The organism is Rathayibacter sp. AY1D5 (assembly GCF_002932515.1).
GTDB lineage: Bacteria > Actinomycetota > Actinomycetes > Actinomycetales > Microbacteriaceae > Rathayibacter.
In genome coordinates, this window is sequence record NZ_PSVU01000001.1 from 146912 (window position 1) to 168744 (window position 21833).

The window sequence follows — 21833 nt, forward strand, 5'->3', positions numbered from 1 at the left end:
GGAGCCGGTTGACAGGTCCGGGCTCGCGCGAGACGCGTGGCGGTGTCCCCGCTGAGCGCCCCGATCGCGTTGACTGGGCGGATGGATCACCGGCGCATCTCGGTCGTCGTCCCCGTGAAGGACGACGCCCGCCACCTCGAGCAGCTGCTCGAGCTCCTCCGCGAGCAGACGCTCGCTCCGTTCGAGATCGTCGTCGTCGACGACGGGAGCACCGACGACAGCGCCGCCGTCGCGCGAGCGGCGGGCGCGCGGGTGGTGCGGCACGACGGAGCCGGGATCCCGGCGAGCACGGCGCACGGCTTCGACGAGGCGCACGGCGACGTCCTCGCACGGCTCGACGCCGACTCCCGCCCGGGACCCGACTGGCTGGCGCGCCTGGCCGGCCACTTCGCCGATCCCGAGGTCGGAGCGGTGACCGGTCCCGGACGCTTCGACGAGCTCGGCCCGATCGCCCGGGTGATCGCGCGGGTCGCCTACATGGACGCCTACTTCGTGCTGATGGGGTCGGCGCTGGCCAACTGGCCGCTCTTCGGCTCCAACTGCGCCGTCCGCCGGTCGGCGTGGGAGGAGATCGCGGAGGAGATGCACCGGCACGACGCCTACGTGCACGACGACGTCGAGATCAGCGTGCACCTGGGACTCCGGCACCGGATCGTGCTCGACCGCCACCTCGAGGTCGGCATCTCGGCCCGCCCCTTCGGCGCCTTCGCCGACATGCTCCGCCGGTTCGACCGCGCTCTGCACACGCTGGCGCGGCACCCCGGGATGGGGTCGTCCCTGCAGCGCTGGACGCACCGGGTGCGCCGCACCCACCGCGACCGCCTGCGAGCGACGGCCGCGGCGCGCCGCTCCGGCTGACGACGAGAACCGACGGCGCCGCCTGTCGGCTAGGGCTGGGCCGCGTCCGGCCGGGCCGCGTCGGGCTCGGCCTCCGCCGCCCGATCGTCTCCGCGCGCGGTGCGCCCCTCCTTCGGCATCGCCCAGACCGCGGCGAGCATGCCCACGGCGAGGACCGTGAGCGCGATGCAGACGAAGCGGGTGCCCTCGGCGAGGTCCGCCGGTGCGGGGACGCCGCCGCCCGCCTTCGCGTTCACGATCGCGCCGAACACGGCCACGGCGACGGCGCTGCCGATGTTCCGGGCGAAGAAGTTGGTCGAGGAGACCACTCCGCGCTCGTTCCAGTCGACGCTCGACTGCGCCCGGATCAGCGTCGGAGTCGCCACGAGCCCCATGCCGGCGCCGATCAGCACGCAGAAGCCGGCGATCTCCCACAGCGTCGAGGAGGCGCCGAGCAGGACGGTCAGCGCCGTGCCGATCACGACGAGCCCCGCTCCGAGGAAGCCCGTGTTGCGGAAGCCGATGCGCAGGTAGAGCCGGCCCGACAGGCTCGCCGCGACCGGCCAGCCGAGCGTCATCGCCGCTACGGCGAATCCCGCGCCGAGGGCGGAGCTGCCGAGCACGCCCTGCGCGAAGGTCGGGAAGTACGAGGTGACGCCGAGCGTGATCGCGCCGACGGTCACCGAGACCAGGCTGGTCGAGATCAGCACGCGCCGCGTGAGGACCCAGAGGGGGAGCACCGGGGCGGCCGCGCGCCGCTCGATCGCGACGAAGCCGGCGAACGCGAGGGCCGAGACGACGAACACGCCGACTCCGGCGGGGGAGAGCCACGGCCAGGCGCTGCCGCCCTCGAGCAGCCCGAGGATGAGCAGCGCGGTGCCCACGGCGAGCACGGAGGCGCCCGCCACGTCGATCCGCTGCTTCTCGCCCCGCGTGGTCTCGCGGAAGCTGCGGATCAGGAGGAACGCCGCCAGGAGGCACAGGGGGATGTTGACGAGGAAGATGCCGCGCCAGGCGCCCAGGTCCGAGAGCACGCCGCCGAGGGTCGGCCCGACGACCGAGGAGATGCCCCAGACGCTCGCGAGGTAGCCCTGGGTCTTCGCACGCTCGGCGACCGTGTAGATGTCGCCGGCGATGGTGATGCCCATCGGCTGGATCGCTCCGGCCCCCAGGCCCTGCAGGGCTCGGAACGCGATCAGCGCGGGCATGCTCCAGGCGAGGCCGCACAGGAGCGAGCCGACCAGGAACAGGGCGATGCCGATCAGCATGATGGGCTTGCGCCCGATCACGTCGGCGAGCTTGCCGTAGAGGGGGACCGAGACGGCCTGGGCCAGCAGGTAGATCGAGAACAGCCAGGGGAACTGCTCGAAGCCCCCCAGGTCGGCGACGATGGACGGCACGGCCGTCGAGAGGATCGTGGCGTCGAGGGCGACCAGAGCGGTCGAGATCATCAGGGACAGCAGGATCGGGCCGCGCTCCGAGCGCAGTCCGACACTCGCGCGGGTGGGGGCGTCGGTCACTCTGCCCAGGCTATTCCACAGCCGGGGGATGGAAGCGGGGAGGAGAGGATCCGCTCCGGGGCTCGATAGACTGGTGGCATGGAACTCGTTCTCTGGCTCGTCGTGTCCGCCATCGCCGGTGTCGGCCTCGTCTCCGGAGTCGCGGCTCTCATCGCCATGACGCGGGCGCCCTGGTCGGCCGACAAGTAGCCGCCCGACCGGCCTCGCGCCGGCACTACTCGTAGATCCGCACCACGCTCCACTGCGGCTCCGTCGACGCGACCACGTCGAGCACGAACGCTCCGCCGGTCGCGACGTCTGTCGCCTGGAAGCGCCAGCCGCCGATGCTCACCGGTGTGCGCCCGAACGTCGGCGGGAACCCCTCGAGGGGCGCCCACCACTCGCTCGTGCAGGTCCACACCGTCGGCCGGTCGGTCACCCGGTAGCTCCCGCCCCGCCACTCGAGCGCGATCGGCACTCCCTCGCCGTCGGTCGAGACCAGCGCCGTCTCGTCGATCACCGCCATCGTCGTGCTCCCGTTCACTCGCCGGACCCGGTTGGCCGTTCGAACATGTGTTCGATAGTCTGCGAGTGTACGCCGCGGCGCTCGTGCTCGCCACGGCCGCGGATCGACCGGTGGGAGGCGCGATGATCGAGTGGAGTCCGCTCCAGATGCTGCGCAGCAGCGGGCAGGACGAGTGGGTGATGGTCGACGCCCTGCGCACCGGCCGGATCGGCCTGGTGCGCCGCATCGAGACCGGCCCGTACCGCGAGACCTGGTTCCGCGCGGTGACCTGGGCGGCGGAGCCGGAGAGGCGGACGCTCGTGGGCTACTCCCGCTCGATGGACACCATCGCGGCCGCCCTGTGGGCCCATCAGCCGCCGACGGCGCAGGAGAAGCCCTTCCCCGGCTACCCGCCCTCGCGGCCGTCGCCGTGACTCCTTCAGCGAGAGGGGGCCCGGCCGTCCCCGCGACGGCGGCCTCCGTGTCCGCCACGGGGGAGAATGGCCCGATGCTCCTCGCACTCGTCGGCGGCCCCACGGGGGCGTGGCGGGCGGTCGACCCCGTCGGCGGCGCCGAGGCCGGGAGCGGCAGGGGCCCGGCCGAGCTGGCGGCGTTCGTCCGGGAGCGGGAGCCGGAGCGCCCGCGCTGGGTCTGGGACGACACCGCGCGCTGGTACCCCGCACTGCTGTCGGCCGGCGTGGTCGTCGCCCGGTGCCACGACCTCCGGCTGGCCCGCGCGATCCTCCGCCGCTCGGTCTCCGCCGCCGCATCGGCTCTCGCGCGCTCGCCCCTCGACCCGTGGGACGCGGGAGCCGCGGCCCCCGCCGCGCAGGACACGCTGATCGGGTTCGAGGAGGCGGCGGGCGGCTCCGACGAGCTCGACCCCGTCCTCGAGCTGGCCCGGCAGGAGGAGGCGCTCTCCGGCGTCGCCGAGGCCGGCCGGCTCCGCCTGCTGCTCGCCGCCGAGTCCGTCGGCGCCCTGATCGCTCGCGAGATCGCCCACGCGGGGCTGCCGTGGCGCGCCGATGTGCACGACCGGGTGCTCACCGGGATGCTCGGCCCCCGCCCGCTCTTCGGCGGCCGCCCGGCCCTGCTGGAGGCGCTGGCCGTCCGTCTGCGCGACGAGCTCGGCGCGCCCGAGCTCAATCCCGACTCGCCGGCCGAGCTCCTCAAGGCGCTGCGGCGCGCGGGGCTGCCGGTCGAGTCGACGCGCTCCTGGGAGCTGCAGTCCCTCGAGCACCCCGCGGTGCCGCCCCTCCTGGAGTACAAGAAGCTCTCCCGGCTGCTCACCGCCAACGGCTGGGCGTGGCTCGACGCGTGGGTGCGCGACGGCCGGTTCCGGCCGGAGTACGTGGTGGGCGGCGTCGTCACCGGCCGCTGGGCGACCTCGGGCGGAGGGGCGCTGCAGCTGCCGCGGCAGATCCGCGCCGCGGTCACCGCGGATCCGGGCTGGAGCCTCGTGGTCGCGGATGCCGCGCAGCTCGAGCCGCGCATCCTCGCCGCGCTCTCGGGCGACTCGGCCATGGCCGCCGCCGGGCGGGGCCGCGACCTCTACCAGGGCATCGTCGACGCCGGCGTGGTCCCCGACCGGCCGCGGGCGAAGGTCGCGATGCTGGGGGCGATGTACGGGGCGACGAGCGGGGAGGCCGGACGGCTGCTCCCGAGGCTCGCCCGTGCCTACCCGCGCTCGGTCGCGCACGTCGAGGCGGCGGCTCGGGCGGGGGAGCGCGGCGAGAGCGTCTCGACGTGGCTCGGGCGCAGCTCGCCTCCGGGCCCCGAGGGGCTCTCGGCCGATGCGGCGCGAGCGCGCGAGTGGGGACGCTTCACCCGCAACTTCGTGGTGCAGGGGACCGCGGCCGAGTGGGCGCTCTGCTGGATGGGCGAGCTGCGGGCGCGACTGCGCGCCGAGGGTGGCACGGTCGGCCGGGCGCACCTCGTCTACTTCCTGCACGACGAGGTGATCGTGCACGCTCCCGCCGACGTCGGCGAGCGGGTCGCCGCGATCGTCCGCGAGGCGGCGGTGCGCGCCGGACGCTCGCTCTTCGGAGAGGGCGAGGTCGACTTCCCGGTCACCGTCGCCGTCGTCGACTCCTACGACCAGGCGAAGTGAGACGCGGGATCAGTACCAGTGCGGCGAGCGGTTGTTCCAGCTCGACCACGCGTTGCAGGGCGAGCCGTAGGCGCTCTTGATGTACGAGAGCCCCCAGTCGACCTGCGTCGCCGCGTTCGTCTGGTAGTCGGCTCCCGAGTTGGCCATCTTGCTCGCCGGGAGGGCCTGCGGGATGCCGTAGGCGCCGGAGGAGCGGTTCAGCGCGTTCCAGCGCCACCCCGACTCGCCGTTCCACAGCGGGATGAGGCACCGGTCGACCTGGTCGGCGCCCCAGCCGAAGCGGCCGACAGCGGTGCGGGCGTAGGCCTGGGCCTGCGCGGGGGAGAGGCCGTCCGTGCGTCCGGCGTAGGTGCCGAGGGCGGCGATGGTCTTGGCGGAGCTGTTGCGCGCGCCGGTCGGGTCGTCGTCGCCGAGTTCGACCGGGCCGCCTCCGCCACCTCCGCTGTTGGAGGGCGCTGCCGGAGCAGCGGCCGCGGCGGGAGCCGACGCGGCGCGCTGGCGGGCGGCCTCGGCCTCGGCGGCGAGGCGGGAGAGGCGCTGCTGCTCCTCGAACGCCGACTTCGCGTCCTGGCCGTCGGCGTACTCCCGCTCGATCTCGGCGGTGGTGTTCTTGAGCGAGGCGAGCTGGGTGTAGAGCTCCTGGCTGTACTTCTCCTGGTCGGCGACCTTGGCGTCGGCCTCGGCCTGAGCGGAGCGGGCGACCGAGAGCGCGTCGGCCGCGGCGGTGGCGAGGGAGACGCGCTCGCCCCGGGCCTGCTCGGCCTGAGCGGCGAGGGAGACGGCCTGGTTCTCGGTCGACTGCGCCGCGGTCTGGAGCCGGCTGGTCTGCTGGGTGAGCTGCGTCATGGTGCCGAGGCGGTAGAGCAGCTCGCTCGACTCGTCGCCGCCGATGAGGAGGTTGAGCGTCGCATCGGTCCCGCCGTTGCGGTAGAGCTGCGCGGCGAGACGGCCGGCCTGCTCCTTCGCTGCGTCGGCGTCCGAGCGGGCGGCGGAGGCGCGCTCCTCCAGGGCGCTCACGCGCTGGGTCGCCTCGTCGAGAGCGCTCTGCGCGGCGTCCGCCTCGGCGGCCCGGCTGATGGCGGCGTCGGTGAGGGCGGCGGCCTGGTCGCGCAGGTCGGCGAGGAAGGCGGTGATGCGGTCGACCTCGGCGGCGGTGGCGCTCTCGCTCGACTTCGCGGCCTCGACATCGGACCACGAGGGGTAGTCGGACGGGTCGTAGGCGGCGGACGCGGAGAGCGGGGCGGCGAGGGCGGCGCACAGGACGAGGACCGTGCCCGCTCCGGCGGCGACGAGGCGCCGGCGCGCCCGGGAGGGGACGCGGAGACCGAGGGGGGTGCGGGACATGCGAACCACCCTAGGCGACGGCACCCGCGCCTGTCTCGTCCTAGCTCGAGGCTCGACGGCCCCGGCGGGGACGCTCGAGAGCGTATCCGCGGACGCCCCGTCCCGGCCCGTCGCCCGTGAGCTCGTCGCGGGCGGCCTCGAGGAGGCGCCGCAGGGCCTCCTCCCGCACGCCGGCGGCGATCGCGGCGAGGCGGCGCTGCGGGTGCGCGTCCTCCTCTTCCGCCTGCTCGTCGGCGGTGGCGGGCAGCGAGCTCTCGTACGCGTCGAGGACGGCGGCGAGGTCGGCGCCGGACAGGCTCGAGGCCAGCAGCACGCGGTCGAGGACGTCGTCCCAGTCCTCCTCCGGGGACGCTCCGTCACCCGTCAGCCAGGCGGCCGCCTCCGCGCGGCCCTCGCTGGTGAGCGCGTGCAGGGGGAGGCCGTCGTCGGTGGACCCGGCCGAGACGACGAGACCCCGCTCGCGCAGGCGCTCGAGCGTCGAGTAGATCTGGCCGACGTTGACCCGGGGCCGGTGCGCGGCACGGTCGAGGAGCTCGGCGTGCAGCTGGAGGCCGTAGGCGGGGCCGAGCGTGAGCAGGGCGAGCAGGCCGTCGCGGACGGACACGGTGCTCCTCCCGGCGGGCGTCTGGCGGTGTGCGGCGTCCGGCGGCGCGGACGACCTGAGTATAGGCAGGAGCCGCCCCCGGCCGGTCGAGCAGGCGCGGCGAGCCGCCTTGACGGAGGTCCGCCGCTCCTGCATGATCGGGCGTGGTGGCACGTCCACCGTCATAATCGAAGAAGGCGCACCGCAGAGTGTTCCGTGGTCCGGGTCGTTGGGGAAGACGCACCGGGACGAACGGAGGACACCATGGTGGCGCAGCAGACTCGGGGTGTGCTCTTCGTGCACTCCGCCCCCCGCGCGCTCTGCCCCCACCTCGAGTGGGGGACAGGTCGCGCCCTTGGTCGTGCCGTGAACTTCGCCTGGATCGAGCAGCCCGTGCTCCGCAGCACACTGCGCGCCGAGTTCGCCTGGGAGGGCCCGGTCGGAACCGGTGCCGTCGTCGCGTCCGCTCTCCGCGGCTGGGCCGATGTCCGCTACGAGGTCACCGAGGAGCCCTCGCCCGGCGTCGACGGCGGCCGCTGGATGCACACGCCCGAGCTCGGAATCTTCTACGCCCAGACCGACAGCGCGGGCAACACCGTCGTGCCCGAGGACCGCATCCGCTCCGCCATGGAGCTCGCCGGCGCCGACCCCATCGAGCTGCACCGCGAGTTGCGCCTCGCCCTCGGCCAGGCCTGGGAGGACGAGCTCGAGCCCTTCCGCTACGGCGGCGACTTCGCCCCCGTCGTCTGGATGCACGGGGTCGGCTGAGCTCATTCGACGCCGCTCCTCGCGCGGCGTCGCGCAGTCGGCTCGGTCGGGTGGTCGGGTTCCGTGGAGCGGCCGGCGTCCGGCGACGCCGATCCGCTGGCACGCGGATCGGCGGATACGCCTCGCGGGGGCCGCTCGCTCCCGCACCCCTGAACCAGGCGGCCAGCGGACCCCCGTTCCGGCAGAGGTCCGCCTCGAAGTCGCGTCGTCGCCTCACGGTTGCCGCTCGCTGGCACGTCGACCAGACGGTCGGCGGAGCACCGCGTTCCGGCGGAGGGCGTCGGAAGACTCGTGGAGCCGCCCGCACCTCTGTCGCGCACGACACCGACGGTCCGAGTATTGGCGAGTCGCACGCTCCCCACGAGCGAAGCCGCCCTGATCCGAGCATCCGACCCGAGTCGCGGCGAAGCCCGCGCTCCCCTCGAGCACAGCTGCTTGAACCGAAGCTTTCTACCCGAGCCGCGGCGAAGCCCGCGCTCCCACCCGGACAGCTTCCGCGATCGGAGTATCCGACGCGAGTCGCGGCGAAGCCCGCGCTCCCACCCGGACAGCTTCGTTGATCCGATCATCCGACCCGAGTCGCGGCGAAGCCCGCGCCCCCACCAGCACCGCGTGCTCACCAGCCCGCACCAGACGGCGGCGCAGCTCCCTCGCGGCACGAGGCGTATCCGGGGATCCGCGTTCCAGCGGATCACCGTCGCCGCACCGCACCGGCCCTCGGGAACCCCGCCCCCCTCCCCAGCGGACGCGCCTGCGCCGCGCAAGGAGCGGCGCAGCCCGCTTTCTGCACGGTGGAGCGGGGCTACGCCCCGCTACACCGTCCGGAAAGCGGCAACAGCATTGTGCCCCCCGAACCCGAACGAGTTCGAGATGGCGACCAGCGGTCCGTCGCCGAGGGCGCGGGGGCTGGTGACGACGTCGAGGGGGATCTGGGGGTCCTGCTCGAAGAGGTTGATGGTGGGGGGTGCGGTGCGCACGTGGAGGGCGAGCACGGTGAAGATGGCCTCGAGCGCGCCGGTGCCGCCGAGGAGGTGGCCGGTGGACGCCTTGGTCGCGGAGACGGCGATGTTCGGGAGGTGGTCGCCGAAGACGCGCAGCAGGGCGCGGTACTCGGCGATGTCGCCGACCGGGGTGCTCGTCGCGTGGGCGTTGACGTGGGTGACGTCGGTGAGCGCGGCTCCGGCCTGCTCGAGGGCGCCGATCATGGCGCGGGCGGCGGCGGAGCCCTCGGGGTCCGGCGCCGTGATGTGGTACGAGTCGCTGGTGACGGCGCCGCCGGCGAGCTCCGCGTAGATGCGGGCTCCGCGGGCGAGGGCGTGCTCCTCGGTCTCGAGGATGAGCGTCGCGGCGCCTTCTCCGAGGACGAAGCCGTCGCGGGAGACGTCGTAGGGGCGCGAGGCGGTCGCCGGGTCGTCGTTGCGGCGCGAGAGGGCCTGCATCGACGCGAAGGCGGCGATCGGGAGCGGGTGGACGACCGACTCCGTGCCGCCGGCGACGACCACGTCGGCGAGGCCGAGCTGCATGTGCTCGTAGGCGTTCGCGAGGGCCTCGGTGCTGGAGGCGCAGGCCGACACGTCGGTGCGGGCGTAGGCGCGGGAGGGGATGGCCATGCTGATCGCGGCGGCGGCCGCGTTGGGCATGAGCATCGGGATGGTCATCGGGAGGACCCGGCGGGGACCGCGCTCGCGGAGGGTGTCCCACGCGTCGACGAGGGTCCAGAGGCCGCCGATGCCGGTCGAGTAGTCGACGCCCACGCGGAGCGGGTCGACGTCGGTGATGCCGGAGTCGGCCCAGGCCTCGCGGGCCGAGATGAGCGCGAACTGGCTGGAGGGGTCGAGGCGCTTCGCCTCCGGGCGGGAGAGCACCTCCTCCGGGCGGACCTTGGCCTGGGCGGCGAAGGTGACCGGGATGTCGTACTGGGCGACCCAGTCCTGCTCGAGGGAGCGGACGCCTGATTCGCCGGCGAGGAGTGCGTTCCAGGACTCCCGGGCGGTCCCGCCGAGGGGAGTGCTGGCACCGATTCCGGTGACGACGATCTTCTTGGTCATGACGAGCTTCTCTGTTCCGTGTGGGTGGGTGCCGGGCTCACCCCGGCCGACGATCGCCGGCCGGGGTGTCCGCCACGAGGACGGGGTGCGCGGGCGACGACTACTCGGACGCCTTGACGATGAAGCGGACCGCGTCGCCGACCGTCTTGAGGTTCTTGACCTCGTCGTCGGGGATCTTCACGTCGAACTTCTCCTCGGCGTTGACGACGATGGTCATCATCGAGATGGAGTCGATGTCGAGGTCGTCGGTGAACGACTTGTCCATCTCGACGGAGTCGGTGGCGATGCCCGTCTCGTCGTTGACAAGCTCGGCCAGGCCGGCGAGGACTTCTTCGTTGGACAGTGCCATGGTTCTCTCCTTGGGGGTTCTTCGGGTGTTCGTCAGTGACCGTAGGTCAGTTTAGGGGTGGGGTCGCGCCGGTCACGGGAGCACCACGACCTGCGCGCCGAACACCAGTCCGGCGCCGAAGCCGATCTGCAGCGCGAGTCCGCCGTGCAGCTCCGGGTGCTCCTCGAGCAGGCGGTGGGTGGCGAGCGGGATCGACGCGGCGGAGGTGTTGCCGGTGGTCTCGATGTCGCGGCCGATAGCGACGGTCTCGGGGAGCTTCAACTGCTTCGCGAGCTCGTCGATGATGCGCATGTTCGCCTGGTGGGGGATGAACGCGGCGAGGTCCTCGGGCTGGACGCCCGCCTCCGCGAGCGCCTGCTTGGCGACCTTGGCCATCTCCCAGACCGCCCAGCGGAAGACCGACGGGCCGTCCTGGCGGAGGGTGGGCCATTCGGCGGTGCCGTCGCGGTAGGCCGCGAGCGGGTTGTCCATGCCGACGGTGTCCCACTTGGAGCCGTCGGATCCCCAGACGGTCTTCGAGATGCCGGCGGTGTCGCTGGGGCCGACGACCGCGGCGCCCGCGCCGTCGCCCAGGAGGAAGGAGATGCTGCGGTCGGTCGACTTGACCAGCTCGGACAGCTTCTCGGCTCCGACGACGAGCACGTACTCGGCCAGGCCGGAGCGGATGAAGGAATCGGCCTGGGCGATGCCGTAGGTGTAGCCGGCGCAGGCGGCCGAGATGTCGTACGCCGGGGCGGGGTTCGCCCCGATGCGGTCCGCGAGGAGCGCAGCCAGCGACGGGGTCTGCACGGTGTTGCTGATCGTGGAGACGAGCACGACGCCGATCTGGTCCGGGCGGATGCCCGCCTTCTCGATCGCCTCGAGGGAGGCGGTGGTCGCGAGGTCGACCGCGTGGATGTCGGCGGAGGCCCTGCGGCGCTCGATGATGCCGGTGCGCTGGCGGATCCACTCGTCGGAGGAGTTGATCGGCTCGATCAGGTCGTCGTTCGGGACGACGAGGTCGCCGCGGGCCGCGCCGATGCCGAGGATCCGGGTGTAGGCGCTGCCGCTGGACTGGGTGAGGGAAGGGGTCGTCATGGGGTCTCTCCTGCTAGGCGGCGTGCTCGTCGAGGAAGGCGCGGGCGGCGTCCACGTCGTCGGGGGTCGTGATGGCGATGCTCGGCATGCCCTTGAGGCCGCGCTTGGCGAGGCCGACCAGCGCGCCGGCGGGTGCCAGCTCGATGATCCCGGTGACGCCCGCGTCGGCGAAGGCCGCCATGCAGAGGTCCCAGCGGACGGGGGAGGCGACCTGGCCGACGAGCAGCTCGAGGAACGCGGCACCGGAGTCGACGACCGACCCGTCGCGGTTCGTCCAGAGCCGGAGCGTCGGGTCGGAGGGGGTCAGCCCGGCGGCGACGCCGGCGAGGGAGTCGCGGGCGGGCGCCATGTAGCGGGTGTGGAAGGCGCCGGCCACCTGCAGGGGGATCACGCGGGTCCCGCGGAGCGGCTCCGCCTTGAGCGCCTCGAGCGCGTCGACCGCGCCGGCGACGACGATCTGCCCGCCGCCGTTGTAGTTGGCCGGCTCGAGGCCGAGCTCGTCGAGACGGGCGATCAGGGCCTGCTCGTCGCCGCCGAGGACCGCGCTCATCGCGGTCGGCTCGGCGGCGGCCGCAGCGGCCATGGCACGGGCGCGCTCGCGGACGAACACCAGCGCGTCGGCCTCGGTGAGGACCCCGGCTCCGGCGGCCGCGGTGATCTCGCCGACGGAGTGGCCGGCGATGCCCGCGATGCGCTCGCGCCGTCCGCCCTCGAGGAGGGCGGCGAGGCTCACGAGTCCCGCGGAGACGATCAGGGGCTGGGCGACCGCGGTGTTGCGGATGGTGTCCGCGTCCGAGACGGTGCCGTGCGCGGCGAGGTCGATGCCGACCGCCTCCGAGTGCGCGGCGACCTGCTCGGCCACGGAGGGGATCTCGAGCCAGGGGGCGAGGAATCCGGGGGTCTGGGAGCCCTGACCCGGGGCGACGACGACGATCACGGTATCCAGTCTTCCGATCTGCGCTCGCACGTGCGGCGCGTGGAGCCACTGACAAAGCACAAAGAGCTTGTCGCGGGTCTACAAGTGTTCTGGGGCGGGAGGGGTTCGGCGAGCGGAGGGCCTCAGCGTCGGGACGGCTTCCGGCGGACGGCGCCGTCCGGGTCGCTCATGGAGCCGAGGATGAGGGCGGACTGGAGGATGAGCGCCTCGCGGGCGCCCGTCGCGTCCCAGCCGATCACCTCGGCGACCCGCTTGAGGCGGTAGCGCACCGTGTTCGGGTGCACGAACAGCTCGCGGGCGGTCGCCTCGAGGGAGCGGCCGTTGTCGAGGTAGGCCCACAGCGTGGTCAGCAGCTCGGTCGAGTGCTTCTGCAGGGGCCGGTAGATCTGCGTGATGAGGCTCTGGCGGGCGAGCGGGTCGCCGGCGAGGGCGCGCTCGGGAAGGAGGTCGTCGGCGTTGACCGGTCGCGGCGCGTTCCGCCAGGAGCGGGCGACCGCGAAGCCGGCGAGGGCCGCGCGGGCGCTGCGGGACGCCTCGACCAGGGTCGGCACCTCGTGGCCGAGGACGAGGTGGCCCGTTCCGAAGCCGGGCTCGAGCGCCTCCGCGATCTCGAGGAACGCGACCGGCGGGCCGGTCTCCTCCGTGGCGTTCTCGCTCGGCTCGGCGCGGCCGATGACCAGGACGAGCCGGCTGCCCTGCACGCCGATCAGCACGTCGGCGTCCATGTGCCGGGCCGTGCGGCGCAGCTGGTCGACGTCGAGCATCTTGGGGGCGGTGCCCACCAGGACGGCGACCTCGCCGTGGCCGTGCCAGCCGAGGGCGGCGATCCGGCTGGGCAGCTCGTCGTCGGCCTCGCCCGTGAGGATCGAGTCGACGACCAGCGCCTCCAGGCGCGCGTCCCAGAGGCCTCGGGCCTCGGCGGCGCGCGCGTAGACGTCGGCCGCGGCGAAGGCGATCTCGCGCGAGTAGAGGAGGATCGCCTCGCGGAGGTCCTCCCCGCCGTTCTTGATCCGGTCCTCGACGACCTCGACCGTCACCTTGATCAGCTGCAGCGTCTGCGTCAGCGAGACGGAGCGCAGCAGCTCGCGGGGAGCGGCTCCGAACACGTCCGCCGCGATCCACGGCGTGGCCGACGGGTCGTCGAACCACGAGATGAACGAGGTGATGCCGGCCTGAGCGACGAGGCCGACCGCCGAGCGCCGACCGGGGGGCATGCTGCCGTACCAGGGCAGCGTGTCCTCGAGGCGCTTGATCGTCTGCGTCGAGAGCTCACCGGCGAGGGTGCGCAGCCAGGCGAGGGTCTGCTCCTTCGTGCGGGGAGCGCCCGGCCGGGTGGCCGGACGCTCCGCCGCAGGAGCAGGACCCCGCGCACTCGACGGTGCGGGTTCCTGCGAGAGCACGGACTCGTCCGTCAGCTCTCGCCGCCCGCGTTGCCGGTGGTGCCGGCGTTGACGTCGAGGAGGCGGTACTTCTCGATCGCCTGGACGGCGAGCGAGGGGTCGACCTCGCCGCGCTTGGCGAGCAGCTGCAGCGTCCGCACGACGACCGAGGGGCCGTCGATCTGGAAGTAGCGCCGCGCCGCCGCACGGGTGTCCGAGAACCCGAAGTCGTCCGCGCCGAGCGTCGCGAAGTCGCCCGGGATGAACTGGCGCAGCTGGTCGGGGACCTGGTGCGAGAAGTCCGAGACGGCGACGAAGGGGCCCTTCGCGTCGGCCAGCTTCTGCGTCACGTACGGCACCTGCTCGGCGTCCTCGGGGTGGAGGAAGTTGTGCTGCTCGGCCTTGATGCCGTCGCGGCGCAGCTCGTTCCACGAGGTGACCGACCAGACGTCCGCCGAGACGCCCCAGTCCTCGGCGAGGAGCTTCTGCGCCTCGATCGCCCACGGCACGGCAACGCCCGAGGCGAGGAGCTGGGCCTTCGGCCCGTCCCACTGACCCCAGGAGATGCGGTGGATGCCGCGGACGATGCCCTCGACGTCGACGTCCTCCGGCTCCTTCGGCTGCACGATCGGCTCGTTGTAGACCGTGATGTAGTACATGACGTTGGGGTCGGTGTGCTTCCCGCCGTACATGCGCTCGAGACCGGACTGCACGATGTGCGCGATCTCGTACCCGTAGGCCGGGTCGTAGCTCACGACGGCGGGGTTGGTCGCCGCGAGGATCGGGGAGTGCCCGTCCGCGTGCTGGAGGCCCTCGCCGGTCAGCGTGGTGCGTCCCGCGGTGGCGCCGATCATGAAGCCGCGCGACATCATGTCGCCGGCCGCCCAGATCGCGTCGCCCGTGCGCTGGAACCCGAACATCGAGTAGAAGACGTAGACCGGGATGAGCGGCTCGCCCTGCGTCGAGTACGAGGTGCCGATCGCGGTGAACGCCGCGAGGGCTCCCGCCTCGTTGATGCCGACGTGGAGGATCTGGCCCTGCGGGCTCTCCTTGTAGGCCAGGAGGAGCTCGCGGTCGACCGACGTGTAGTGCTGGCCGCGCGGGTTGTAGATCTTCGCGTTCGGGAAGAACGCGTCCATGCCGAAGGTGCGCGCCTCGTCCGGGATGATCGGGACGACGCGGTTGCCGAAGTCCTTCGAGCGGAGGATGTCCTTCAGGATGCGGACGAACGCCATGGTGGTGGCGATCTCCTGCGTCCCGGAGCCCTTCTTGCCGACCGCGTAGGCCGAGTCCTCGGGGAGGTTCAGCTGCGTGTACTTCGAGCGGCGCTCGGGGAGGTAGCCGCCGAGCGCGCGGCGGCGCTCCTGCAGGTACTCGATCGCCTCGTCGTTCTGACCGGGGTGGTAGTACGGCGGGAGGTAGGGGTTCTCCTCGAGCTGCGCGTCCGTGATCGGGATGCGCATGGTGTCGCGGAACGACTTGAGGTTGTCCAGCGTCATCTTCTTCATCTGGTGGGTCGCGTTGCGGCCCTCGAAGCTGCGGCCGAGACCGTAGCCCTTGATGGTGTGGGCGAGGATGACGGTGGGCTGGCCCTTGTGCTCCGTCGCGGCCTTCATGGCCGCGTAGATCTTGCGGTAGTCGTGGCCGCCGCGGCGCAGGCCCCAGATCTGCTCGTCGGAGTAGCCCTCGACGAGCTTCTTGGCGCGCGGGTCGCGGCCGAAGAAGTTCTCGCGGACGTAGGCGCCGTCCTCCGTCTTGTAGGTCTGGAAGTCGCCGTCGGGCGTCTTGTTCATCAGGTCGAGCAGCGCGCCCTCGGTGTCGCGGGCGAGCAGGTCGTCCCACTCGCGGCCCCAGATGAGCTTGATGACGTTCCAGCCCGCGCCGCGGAAGTACGACTCGAGCTCCTGCACGATCTTGCCGTTGCCGCGGACGGGTCCGTCGAGGCGCTGGAGGTTGCAGTTGACGATGAAGTTCAGGTTGTCGAGGCCGTCGTTCGCGGCGACCTGGAGCTGACCGCGCGACTCGACCTCGTCCATCTCGCCGTCGCCGAGGAACGCCCAGACCTGCTGGTCGGAGGCGTCCTTGATGCCGCGGTTGGTGAGGTACTTGTTCGCCTGCGCCTGGTAGATCGCGTTGATCGGGCCGAGGCCCATCGACACGGTCGGGAACTGCCAGAACTCCGGCATGAGCCGCGGGTGCGGGTAGCTGGAGAGCCCGCCGCCCCGGTGCGACTTCTCCTGGCGGAAGCCGTCGAGCTGGTGCTCGCTCAGGCGTCCCTCGAGGAAGGCGCGCGCGTACGGGCCGGGGGAGGCGTGGCCCTGGATGAAGACCTGGTCGCCGCCGCCCGGGTGGTCCTGGCCGCGGAAGAAGTGGTTGAAGCCGACCTCGTACAGCGAGGCGCTCGACGCGTACGTCGAGATGTGGCCGCCGACCCCGATGCCGGGACGCTGCGCGCGGTGCACGAGGATGGCCGCGTTCCAGCGGATCCACGCGCGGTAGCGGCGCTCGACGTCCTCGTCGCCCGGGAAGTCGGGCTCGTTCTCGGGCGCGATGGTGTTGATGTAGTCCGTGGTGGGCACCATCGGCACGCCGAGGTGGAGCTCCTTGGAGCGCTTGAGGAGGCTGAGCATGACGTCGCGCCCGCGACCCCGGCCCCGCTCCTCGACGAGCGCATCGAGCGACTCGTTCCACTCCGACGTTTCCTCGGGGTCCGAGTCCACGTGACCGACGGAATACGGGTCCTGATCGTTAACAGTCACCCTCGACCTCTCTCTGGGGGCAGATCGTGCCCGAGACATCACTCTCATGAAGCGGTGCGGATCCGCGGATCCGGGGCTCGGATGACGAGCCGCGCGCGGGCACCTCCGTCAGCCTAGCGATTCCCGTGCCCCGAACCTGGAATCGCACTGTGGTGATCCACGAGGAATGGGCGCCGACGACTGTAGGAGAGCGCCAGCCGGGACGCGTCGACCGGCCCGTGATCGGGGGAGACGGGCCGTTCCTTGGAGTCTGCGCGGAGCGGGTCTAGCATTGCCCCTCGTGCTCGCGCGACTCTCGTGCGCACGGAAGGACATCGGACCGATGGCTCTCGAGAAGCTGACCCTGGCTCCCGACTTCGAACTCGCGAACCAGTACGGCGAGCGCATCCAGCTGGGCGACTTCCACGGGCGGCGCAACGTCGCCCTGGTGTTCTTCCCCCTCGCCTTCTCCGGCACCTGCACGGGCGAGTTCTGCGCGCTGCGCGAGAACCTCTCCCTCTTCGAGCACGCCGACGTGGAGCTGATCGGCATCTCGGTCGACTCCAAGCACACGTTGCGCGCCTGGGGCGAGAAGCAGGGCTACGACTTCACGCTCCTCTCCGACTTCTGGCCGCACGGCGACGTCGCCAAGCAGTACGGCGTGTTCACCGAGGCGAAGGGCTACGCGACCCGCGCGACCTTCCTCATCGACAAGGCCGGCGTCATCCGGGACACGTTCATGACCGCCCCGGGCGAGCCTCGCTCGATCGACGCATACCGCGCCGCGATCGACGCGCTCGTCCCCGCGCACGTCTGACCCTCCGGAGGCGGACCGCCCCGGTCGTCAGCTGAGGATGTTGACGGCCCGGGAGATCACGAGGGCCAGCAGGACGAATCCGGTGAACGCCTCGGCGATCATCAGGAGCTTCATCCGGCTCGACAGCGGCATCGTGTCGGTCGGGCTGAACGCCATGGTGTTCGTCGTCGACACCGAGAGGTAGTCCACGAAGCCGGGCCGCCAGTCGGCGCGCTCGGAGGAGGTCGCGGCGACCTCGGGCGCGGTGTCGCGGTAGGTGTCCTGCGGGAAGGCGAAGTCGGCCGCCGGCAGCTCGGTGCGGGGAAGCGTTCCGCGGGCGACCGGACCGCCGCGGTCGAGCTCCCAGAACAGCAGCGCGTACGCGACGACGTTGGTGACCCAGACCTGGAGCGCGGTGAGCAGCAGCGGAGGGCCGTCGGCCGTCCCGTCGACGAGGTCGATCACCACGGCGACCACGTTCACCTGGTTCGCCACGGCGAGCACGACCGCCAGCGCGATGGAGACCCCGCGCGACCAGCGCGTCTCGCTGTCGAGTCGGTGCGGGTTCACGACGAACAGCGGCACGAGCAGCGCGAGCGTGATGCCGGCGGCGACGAGGCGGACCACCGAGGTGTCGGCGCTGTGGCCGGCCACGTTCAGGGCGACGGCCACCAGGATCGCGGCGGAGGCGGGCCAGCGGCTCTCGGCGCGCCGCCTCGCCCGGGAGTCGCTGTCGGCGGTCATGTGCCGAGGCTAGTGCCCGCAGGGGGCCGCTCCGCCTGCCGTAGGATCGAGTCGATCGTCCGCGGGTGAGACCGCGACGGGGGCCTTTAGCTCAGTTGGTAGAGCGCCACGTTTACACCGTGGATGTCATCGGTTCGAGCCCGGTAGGGCCCACCACGTCCGGCGATCGGACACTGCGCGTCAGCGGGACTGGCGGCGCTTGTAGGGCTTGGGCTGGCCCTTGACGATCGGCGCGCGCCCGGTCCCCTTGGAGGCCTTGGCCTTGCCTCCCGACTTCGGGGCCGCCTCCGGCTCGTCGCCGAGCGCGGCGAGCTCCTCGCGGGCCGAGGCGAGGCGCTGCCGCCCGGCCGCGGTGAGGGTCGTGGCGGCGGCACCGGGCTCGAAGAGCGGCTTGCCGAGGTCGAGCTCGACGGCGGCGACGGAGGAGTCGAGCTTCTGCCGCGAGATGCCGAGGCGCTCGGCGGCGCGCACGAAGTGCAGCTCCTCGGCGACCGCCACGAAGTGGCGCAGCTGGCTGATCTTCATCCCGAACCCTTCACGGCCGCTCTCTGCGGCACGACCACGGTACGCGGTCCGGGAGGGGGCGCCGACCGCCGGGAGCGCCGTCGGGAGCAGCGGCGACCCGTCGATCCGCGCCAGAGGACCCGGCGGACATTGCCGGACGGAGGCGGGAGGCCTACGGTCGCGCCCGTGGGCGGTCCCGAAGCCGGCCACGGAGAGAGGCCGACGTGGGCGCGCTCATCTACAGCTCGATCGCGTCGCTCGACGGCTACGTGAACGACGCGGACGGCGGATTCGCCTGGGCGGAGCCGCGACCCGCCGTGCACCGCTTCATCACGGAGCGCGAGGGGCGGGTGCGCACGTACCTGTACGGGCGGCGCATGTACGAGGTCATGCGCGCGTGGGAGCAGACCTGGGCCCTCGCGGAGGAGTTCGCGTTCATCCGCGACTTCCAGGAGATGTGGCGGGCGGCCGACAAGGTCGTGTACTCGACGACGCTGGAGTCGGCCGAGACCCGCCGTACCCGCGTCGAGGTCGGATTCGACCCGGTCGTCGTCGCCGCGCAAGTCAGCGCCGCCGACCACGACGTCTCGATCGGCGGGCCGACCCTCGCCCGGCACGCGCTGCTCGCCGGGATCGTCGACGAGGTGCAGGTCTACACGGTGCCGGTGGCGGTGGGCGGCGGGACCCACTTCCTCCCGTGCGGGTTCCACGCGCGCCTCGACCTGCGCGAGGAGCACCGCTTCGCCGACGGCACGGTCTTCACGCGCTACAGCGTGCGGCGATGAGACCGGCTACTCGGCGCCGACCAGCGCGGCGATCCGCGAGGCGAGCCGGGCGCCCTGAGCACGTCCGGCGCGGGCGGAGGCGGCGCGGACGGCCGGGTCGAGCGAGTTCGGGCCGAAGGCGCGCACCGACTCCTCGTCGGCGTAGAGCACCTCGACCCGCGAGTCCGCGAGGGCGTCGAGCTCGCCGGTCGGGATCAGGCCCGCGCCGGGCGTGCCGACTCCCGGCAGCGGAGTGACGACCAGGACCCAGTCGGCTCCCGCGGCGAGGTCGGCGTTGCTGCCGGAGCGCACGCCGCCGTCCATGTAGCGGACGCCGTCGATGCTGACGGGAGGCCAGACCCCGGGGACGGCGCAGCTGGCGGAGATCGCGTCGACGAGGCCGACACCGCTCTCGCGGTCGAACACGCGCAGCTCACCGGTGGCCGTGTCGACCGCGGTGATGAGCAGACGCTGCTCGGGCCAGTCGGCGTCGCCCACGCGGGCCGAGATGACGGCCCGGCGCGTGTCCTCGGGGAGCGTCTCGGCCTCGAGCGCGAGGGTGCCGATGCGGCGCCGCGCGTCCTGGGGCGAGGTCGCGCCCTCGACGGCCGCGGCGAAGAGGGCCTGGAGGCGCTCACCGTCGACGTCCGCTCCTATCTCGGCGGACTCCTCCTGGAGCTGGGCCTCGTACGACTCGTCGAGGCCGGTGCCGGTGCTCAACTGCGCGGCGACCGCGGAGCCCGCGGAGGTGCCGATGAAGGTCGTCGACGGATCGAGCAGGAGGCGGGCCGCCTCGGGGGAGGCGTCTGCGAGGCCGCGGAGGACGCCGAGCTCCCAGGCGATTCCGGCGAGGCCGCCGCCGGCGAGGACGAGTGCACCAGGCATGGGGGAGGTCCTTTCGATCAGGATCAGGAGGGGGCGGGCGCTGCGGAGCGCCGCAACACCAACGCTGTCACATCGTCGTGCGCGTCGTCTGCGAGAGCATGCAGACGCTCGAAGAGAGCGGGGTCGTCGTTGCTCCGCACCAGCTCGGCGAGACGGTCGAGCGCGTCGAGGCGCCCGCCGAAGACGTCGAGCAGGCCGTCGCTGCAGGAGAAGAGCGCGTCGCCGGGGGCGAGCACGCGCTGCTCCTCCTCCCAGGAGACGTCGGCGGCGATGCCGAGCGGGACGCCGGTGGAGGCGAGCCGCTCCGTGGTGCCGTCGGCGCGCAGCAGGAGGGTGAGGCCGTGGCCGCTGTCCACGAACGCGACGGCGCCGCTCGCGAGGTCGACCCGGGCGATCAGCGCGGTCGCGAACATCCCGGTCGCGGTCAGGTCGGGCAGGAGCTGGCGGTTGACGGCCTCGACGGCTGCCGCGGGAGGGAGCTCCGGCCGCGCCTGGAACGCGGAGCGGATCGCGGAGGCGACGATCGCCGCCGACACCCCCTTGCCCATCACGTCGACCAGCTCGAGGGAGAGGTCGTCCCCGCTGCGACGCCACGCCGTGTAGTCGCCGGCGACGTCGTGCAGCGGCGTGGTCAGCGAGTCGAGGCTCCACTCGCCGAGGTCGAGGCGCGGGGGCCAGAGCCGCTCCTGCGTCTCGCTCGCGCGTCCGGAGAAGGCGATCTCGCGCAGCTCCCGCTCCGCCCACCGGCCGAGGTCCTCGAGGATCTCGCGCTCCTCCTCCGAGAAGCCGCGCGCCTCGCTGTCGATGATGCAGATCGTGCCGACGCGGAGGCCGTCCCCGACGACGAGCGGGCGGCCCGCGTAGAAGCGCACGTGAGGGGATCCGGTGACGACTCCGCGGTCGGCGAACCGCGGATCGGCGGTGGCGTCCTCGACGACGAGGATGTCGCCCTGCTGGACCGTGACGTCGCACATCGAGTCGGCGCGCAGCATCCTGCTCGCCCGCGCCGAGCGCTGGGGCGACTTCGTGAACTGCGTCGACTCCTCGAGGATGTTGATCTCGGCGAGGGGGACGCGCAGGAGTCGGCGGGCGACGCGGGTGATCCTGTCGAAGCGCTCCTGGGGGGTGCTCAGGCCGATCCCGAGCTCGGCGATCGCGGCGAGGCGGGCGCGCTCGGTCGGCTCGCTCACGTGCGGGTCCGGGCGAGTGCCCAGAGGTTCTGCCCGTCGACACGGCGGTAGGAGAACTCGGTGACGAGGGCGTGGATGAACGGGATCCCGCGGCCTGCCTCGTCCCACTCGTCCGGCATGTCGCGGGGGTCGGCGACCTCGGCGGGCGCCTCCTCGGCGGAGTCGTTGAGCGAGGCGCGCAGCTCGGTCGCGTCGACGCGGATCTCGACCAGGCAGATGATGTGCCGGTACGACCGGGCGTGCTGGACGATGTTCGAGGTCAGCTCGACCAGCGCGGTCTCGAACGACATCCGGTCGACCGGCGCGACGCCCGGCTCCTCGAGCCACAGCTCCTCGAGCGCCTCGTGGACGGCGGTGACGCCGTCCTCGGGCGGCGTGCGCACGACGAAGGAGCGCTCAGGCACGGTAGGCCTCCTCGACGGTCTCGGCGCTCCCGAGCAGGCGGTCGAGGTTGGACAGGCCGAGCACCATGGCGGGCTGCTCGCCGGCGGCGGCCACGCGCAGCTCGCCGCCCGCCTTCCGCGCCTCCTTGAGTCCGGCGACGAGGACGCCGAGCCCGGACGAGTCGAGGAACTCGACGGCCGCCAGGTCGACGACCACGCGGACCTCTCCCGCCTCGAGCGCGCGCTGGAGGACCGCTTCGAGCTCCCACGCCGTGGACAGGTCGAGCCGGCCGACGGGGCGGATCACCACGATGTCGGGCTCGATCCGCTCGGTGCTGATCCTCGAGCTGGGCTCCATGGTTTCCTCCTGACGGGACGGCACGCGGTTCCGCA

22 protein-coding genes and 1 tRNA gene are annotated in these 21833 nt (G+C 72.7%); 7 read left to right on the forward strand and 16 right to left on the reverse strand.

The features are described 5' to 3' along the window. Positions 1-81 precede the first annotated feature (81 nt). On the forward strand, positions 82-858 hold the full coding sequence (locus tag C5C82_RS00675) for a glycosyltransferase family 2 protein (protein ID WP_104223456.1): 777 nt from the start codon (positions 82-84) through the stop codon (positions 856-858). 29 nt (positions 859-887) lie between these two features. Here the strand turns inward: C5C82_RS00675 and C5C82_RS00680 are convergent, their stop codons facing one another. After that, positions 888-2288, reverse strand: coding sequence for an MDR family MFS transporter (locus tag C5C82_RS00680; protein ID WP_104295908.1), 1401 nt, complete (start codon positions 2286-2288; stop codon positions 888-890). Between the two features lie 283 nt (positions 2289-2571). After that, on the reverse strand, positions 2572-2880 hold the full coding sequence (locus C5C82_RS00685) for a hypothetical protein (RefSeq protein WP_146080951.1): 309 nt from the start codon (positions 2878-2880) through the stop codon (positions 2572-2574). 104 nt (positions 2881-2984) lie between these two features. On the opposite strand from C5C82_RS00685, the gene C5C82_RS00690 reads away from it, so the two are divergent. Both C5C82_RS00690 and C5C82_RS00695 read left to right on the forward strand, forming a co-directional pair. Continuing rightward, positions 2985-3275 carry a hypothetical protein gene (locus C5C82_RS00690; RefSeq protein WP_146076962.1) on the forward strand — a complete coding sequence of 97 codons (291 nt, stop codon included), beginning with the start codon at positions 2985-2987 and terminating at the stop codon, positions 3273-3275. A 74-nt stretch (positions 3276-3349) separates the two neighbouring features. After that, positions 3350-4951, forward strand: a complete 1602-nt coding sequence (locus tag C5C82_RS00695) for a bifunctional 3'-5' exonuclease/DNA polymerase (RefSeq protein WP_104295892.1) — start codon at positions 3350-3352, stop codon at positions 4949-4951. Between the two features lie 9 nt (positions 4952-4960). Here C5C82_RS00695 and C5C82_RS00700 read toward each other — a convergent pair whose 3' ends face one another. Continuing rightward, positions 4961-6295, reverse strand: a complete 1335-nt coding sequence (locus tag C5C82_RS00700) for a hypothetical protein (RefSeq protein ID WP_104269256.1) — start codon at positions 6293-6295, stop codon at positions 4961-4963. A 40-nt stretch (positions 6296-6335) separates the two neighbouring features. Next, complete coding sequence (locus C5C82_RS00705) at positions 6336-6899, reverse strand: PadR family transcriptional regulator (RefSeq protein WP_181067942.1); 564 nt, start codon at positions 6897-6899, stop codon at positions 6336-6338. A 243-nt stretch (positions 6900-7142) separates the two neighbouring features. Here C5C82_RS00705 and C5C82_RS00710 point away from each other — a divergent pair, with 243 nt between their 5' ends. Next, positions 7143-7646 carry a DUF3145 domain-containing protein gene (locus C5C82_RS00710; protein WP_104295894.1) on the forward strand — a complete coding sequence of 168 codons (504 nt, stop codon included), beginning with the start codon at positions 7143-7145 and terminating at the stop codon, positions 7644-7646. Between the two features lie 812 nt (positions 7647-8458). Here the strand turns inward: C5C82_RS00710 and C5C82_RS00715 are convergent. The 6 genes from C5C82_RS00715 to aceE form a co-directional block, all read right to left on the reverse strand. Beyond that, on the reverse strand, positions 8459-9694 hold the full coding sequence (locus C5C82_RS00715) for a beta-ketoacyl synthase (RefSeq protein WP_104295895.1): 1236 nt from the start codon (positions 9692-9694) through the stop codon (positions 8459-8461). Between the two features lie 100 nt (positions 9695-9794). Continuing rightward, complete coding sequence (locus tag C5C82_RS00720) at positions 9795-10043, reverse strand: acyl carrier protein (RefSeq protein WP_104223463.1); 249 nt, start codon at positions 10041-10043, stop codon at positions 9795-9797. A 72-nt stretch (positions 10044-10115) separates the two neighbouring features. After that, positions 10116-11120: a beta-ketoacyl-ACP synthase III gene (locus C5C82_RS00725; RefSeq protein ID WP_104223464.1), complete on the reverse strand. Its 1005-nt coding sequence runs from the start codon at positions 11118-11120 to the stop codon at positions 10116-10118. A 13-nt stretch (positions 11121-11133) separates the two neighbouring features. Continuing rightward, complete coding sequence (locus tag C5C82_RS00730) at positions 11134-12057, reverse strand: ACP S-malonyltransferase (protein WP_104354461.1); 924 nt, start codon at positions 12055-12057, stop codon at positions 11134-11136. Positions 12058-12179: 122 nt separating this feature from the next. Beyond that, on the reverse strand, positions 12180-13346 hold the full coding sequence (locus C5C82_RS00735) for a CdaR family transcriptional regulator (RefSeq protein ID WP_181027189.1): 1167 nt from the start codon (positions 13344-13346) through the stop codon (positions 12180-12182). A 122-nt stretch (positions 13347-13468) separates the two neighbouring features. Beyond that, entirely contained in the window at positions 13469-16195 is a 2727-nt protein-coding gene (gene aceE, locus C5C82_RS00740) for a pyruvate dehydrogenase (acetyl-transferring), homodimeric type (protein WP_104247522.1), read from the reverse strand. Between the two features lie 322 nt (positions 16196-16517). Here aceE and C5C82_RS00745 point away from each other — a divergent pair, with 322 nt between their 5' ends. Next, positions 16518-16991 (forward strand): peroxiredoxin, encoded by a 474-nt coding sequence (locus tag C5C82_RS00745; RefSeq protein ID WP_104295897.1) that lies wholly within the window; start codon positions 16518-16520, stop codon positions 16989-16991. 27 nt (positions 16992-17018) lie between these two features. Here the strand turns inward: C5C82_RS00745 and C5C82_RS00750 are convergent, their stop codons facing one another. Beyond that, the gene (locus C5C82_RS00750) at positions 17019-17714 is read right to left on the reverse strand and encodes a hypothetical protein (RefSeq protein WP_104226669.1); all 696 of its coding nucleotides are present in this window, start codon (positions 17712-17714) and stop codon (positions 17019-17021) included. Positions 17715-17794: 80 nt separating this feature from the next. Here C5C82_RS00750 and C5C82_RS00755 point away from each other — a divergent pair. Then, positions 17795-17870 (forward strand) — tRNA-Val (locus C5C82_RS00755). 24 nt (positions 17871-17894) lie between these two features. Here C5C82_RS00755 and C5C82_RS00760 read toward each other — a convergent pair. Then, positions 17895-18239 (reverse strand): LysR family transcriptional regulator, encoded by a 345-nt coding sequence (locus C5C82_RS00760; RefSeq protein ID WP_104223469.1) that lies wholly within the window; start codon positions 18237-18239, stop codon positions 17895-17897. 203 nt (positions 18240-18442) lie between these two features. Here C5C82_RS00760 and C5C82_RS00765 point away from each other — a divergent pair, with 203 nt between their 5' ends. Continuing rightward, positions 18443-19003, forward strand: a complete 561-nt coding sequence (locus tag C5C82_RS00765) for a dihydrofolate reductase family protein (protein WP_104234197.1) — start codon at positions 18443-18445, stop codon at positions 19001-19003. Positions 19004-19009: 6 nt separating this feature from the next. Here C5C82_RS00765 and C5C82_RS00770 read toward each other — a convergent pair whose 3' ends face one another. Genes C5C82_RS00770 through C5C82_RS00785 form a run of 4 tightly spaced genes read right to left on the reverse strand, consistent with a single transcriptional unit; the run spans position 19010 to position 21798 of the window. Continuing rightward, positions 19010-19867, reverse strand: coding sequence for a patatin-like phospholipase family protein (locus C5C82_RS00770; protein WP_104234198.1), 858 nt, complete (start codon positions 19865-19867; stop codon positions 19010-19012). Positions 19868-19890: 23 nt separating this feature from the next. Continuing rightward, entirely contained in the window at positions 19891-21057 is a 1167-nt protein-coding gene (locus C5C82_RS00775; protein ID WP_181067857.1) for a PP2C family protein-serine/threonine phosphatase, read from the reverse strand. Next, complete coding sequence (locus tag C5C82_RS00780) at positions 21054-21461, reverse strand: ATP-binding protein (RefSeq protein ID WP_104223473.1); 408 nt, start codon at positions 21459-21461, stop codon at positions 21054-21056. The genes C5C82_RS00775 and C5C82_RS00780 overlap by 4 nt, the downstream gene beginning before the upstream one ends. After that, the gene (locus tag C5C82_RS00785) at positions 21454-21798 is read right to left on the reverse strand and encodes an STAS domain-containing protein (RefSeq protein ID WP_104223474.1); all 345 of its coding nucleotides are present in this window, start codon (positions 21796-21798) and stop codon (positions 21454-21456) included. The genes C5C82_RS00780 and C5C82_RS00785 overlap by 8 nt, the downstream gene beginning before the upstream one ends. Positions 21799-21833: the final 35 nt, after the last annotated feature.

What these genes read in the sequence shown, in the direction of transcription:
- C5C82_RS00675 (WP_104223456.1), top strand. Translation starts at nt 82, where the DNA reads ATGGATCACCGGCGCATCTCGGTCGTCGTCCCCGTGAAGGACGACGCC.
- C5C82_RS00680 (WP_104295908.1), bottom strand. Translation starts at nt 2,288, where the DNA reads ATGATCTCGACCGCTCTGGTCGCCCTCGACGCCACGATCCTCTCGACG.
- C5C82_RS00690 (WP_146076962.1), top strand. Translation starts at nt 2,985, where the DNA reads ATGATCGAGTGGAGTCCGCTCCAGATGCTGCGCAGCAGCGGGCAGGAC.
- C5C82_RS00695 (WP_104295892.1), top strand. Translation starts at nt 3,350, where the DNA reads ATGCTCCTCGCACTCGTCGGCGGCCCCACGGGGGCGTGGCGGGCGGTC.
- C5C82_RS00700 (WP_104269256.1), bottom strand. Translation starts at nt 6,295, where the DNA reads ATGTCCCGCACCCCCCTCGGTCTCCGCGTCCCCTCCCGGGCGCGCCGG.
- C5C82_RS00710 (WP_104295894.1), top strand. Translation starts at nt 7,143, where the DNA reads ATGGTGGCGCAGCAGACTCGGGGTGTGCTCTTCGTGCACTCCGCCCCC.
- C5C82_RS00715 (WP_104295895.1), bottom strand. Translation starts at nt 9,694, where the DNA reads ATGACCAAGAAGATCGTCGTCACCGGAATCGGTGCCAGCACTCCCCTC.
- C5C82_RS00720 (WP_104223463.1), bottom strand. Translation starts at nt 10,043, where the DNA reads ATGGCACTGTCCAACGAAGAAGTCCTCGCCGGCCTGGCCGAGCTTGTC.
- C5C82_RS00725 (WP_104223464.1), bottom strand. Translation starts at nt 11,120, where the DNA reads ATGACGACCCCTTCCCTCACCCAGTCCAGCGGCAGCGCCTACACCCGG.
- C5C82_RS00745 (WP_104295897.1), top strand. Translation starts at nt 16,518, where the DNA reads ATGGCTCTCGAGAAGCTGACCCTGGCTCCCGACTTCGAACTCGCGAAC.
- C5C82_RS00750 (WP_104226669.1), bottom strand. Translation starts at nt 17,714, where the DNA reads ATGACCGCCGACAGCGACTCCCGGGCGAGGCGGCGCGCCGAGAGCCGC.
- C5C82_RS00760 (WP_104223469.1), bottom strand. Translation starts at nt 18,239, where the DNA reads ATGAAGATCAGCCAGCTGCGCCACTTCGTGGCGGTCGCCGAGGAGCTG.
- C5C82_RS00770 (WP_104234198.1), bottom strand. Translation starts at nt 19,867, where the DNA reads ATGCCTGGTGCACTCGTCCTCGCCGGCGGCGGCCTCGCCGGAATCGCC.
- C5C82_RS00785 (WP_104223474.1), bottom strand. Translation starts at nt 21,798, where the DNA reads ATGGAGCCCAGCTCGAGGATCAGCACCGAGCGGATCGAGCCCGACATC.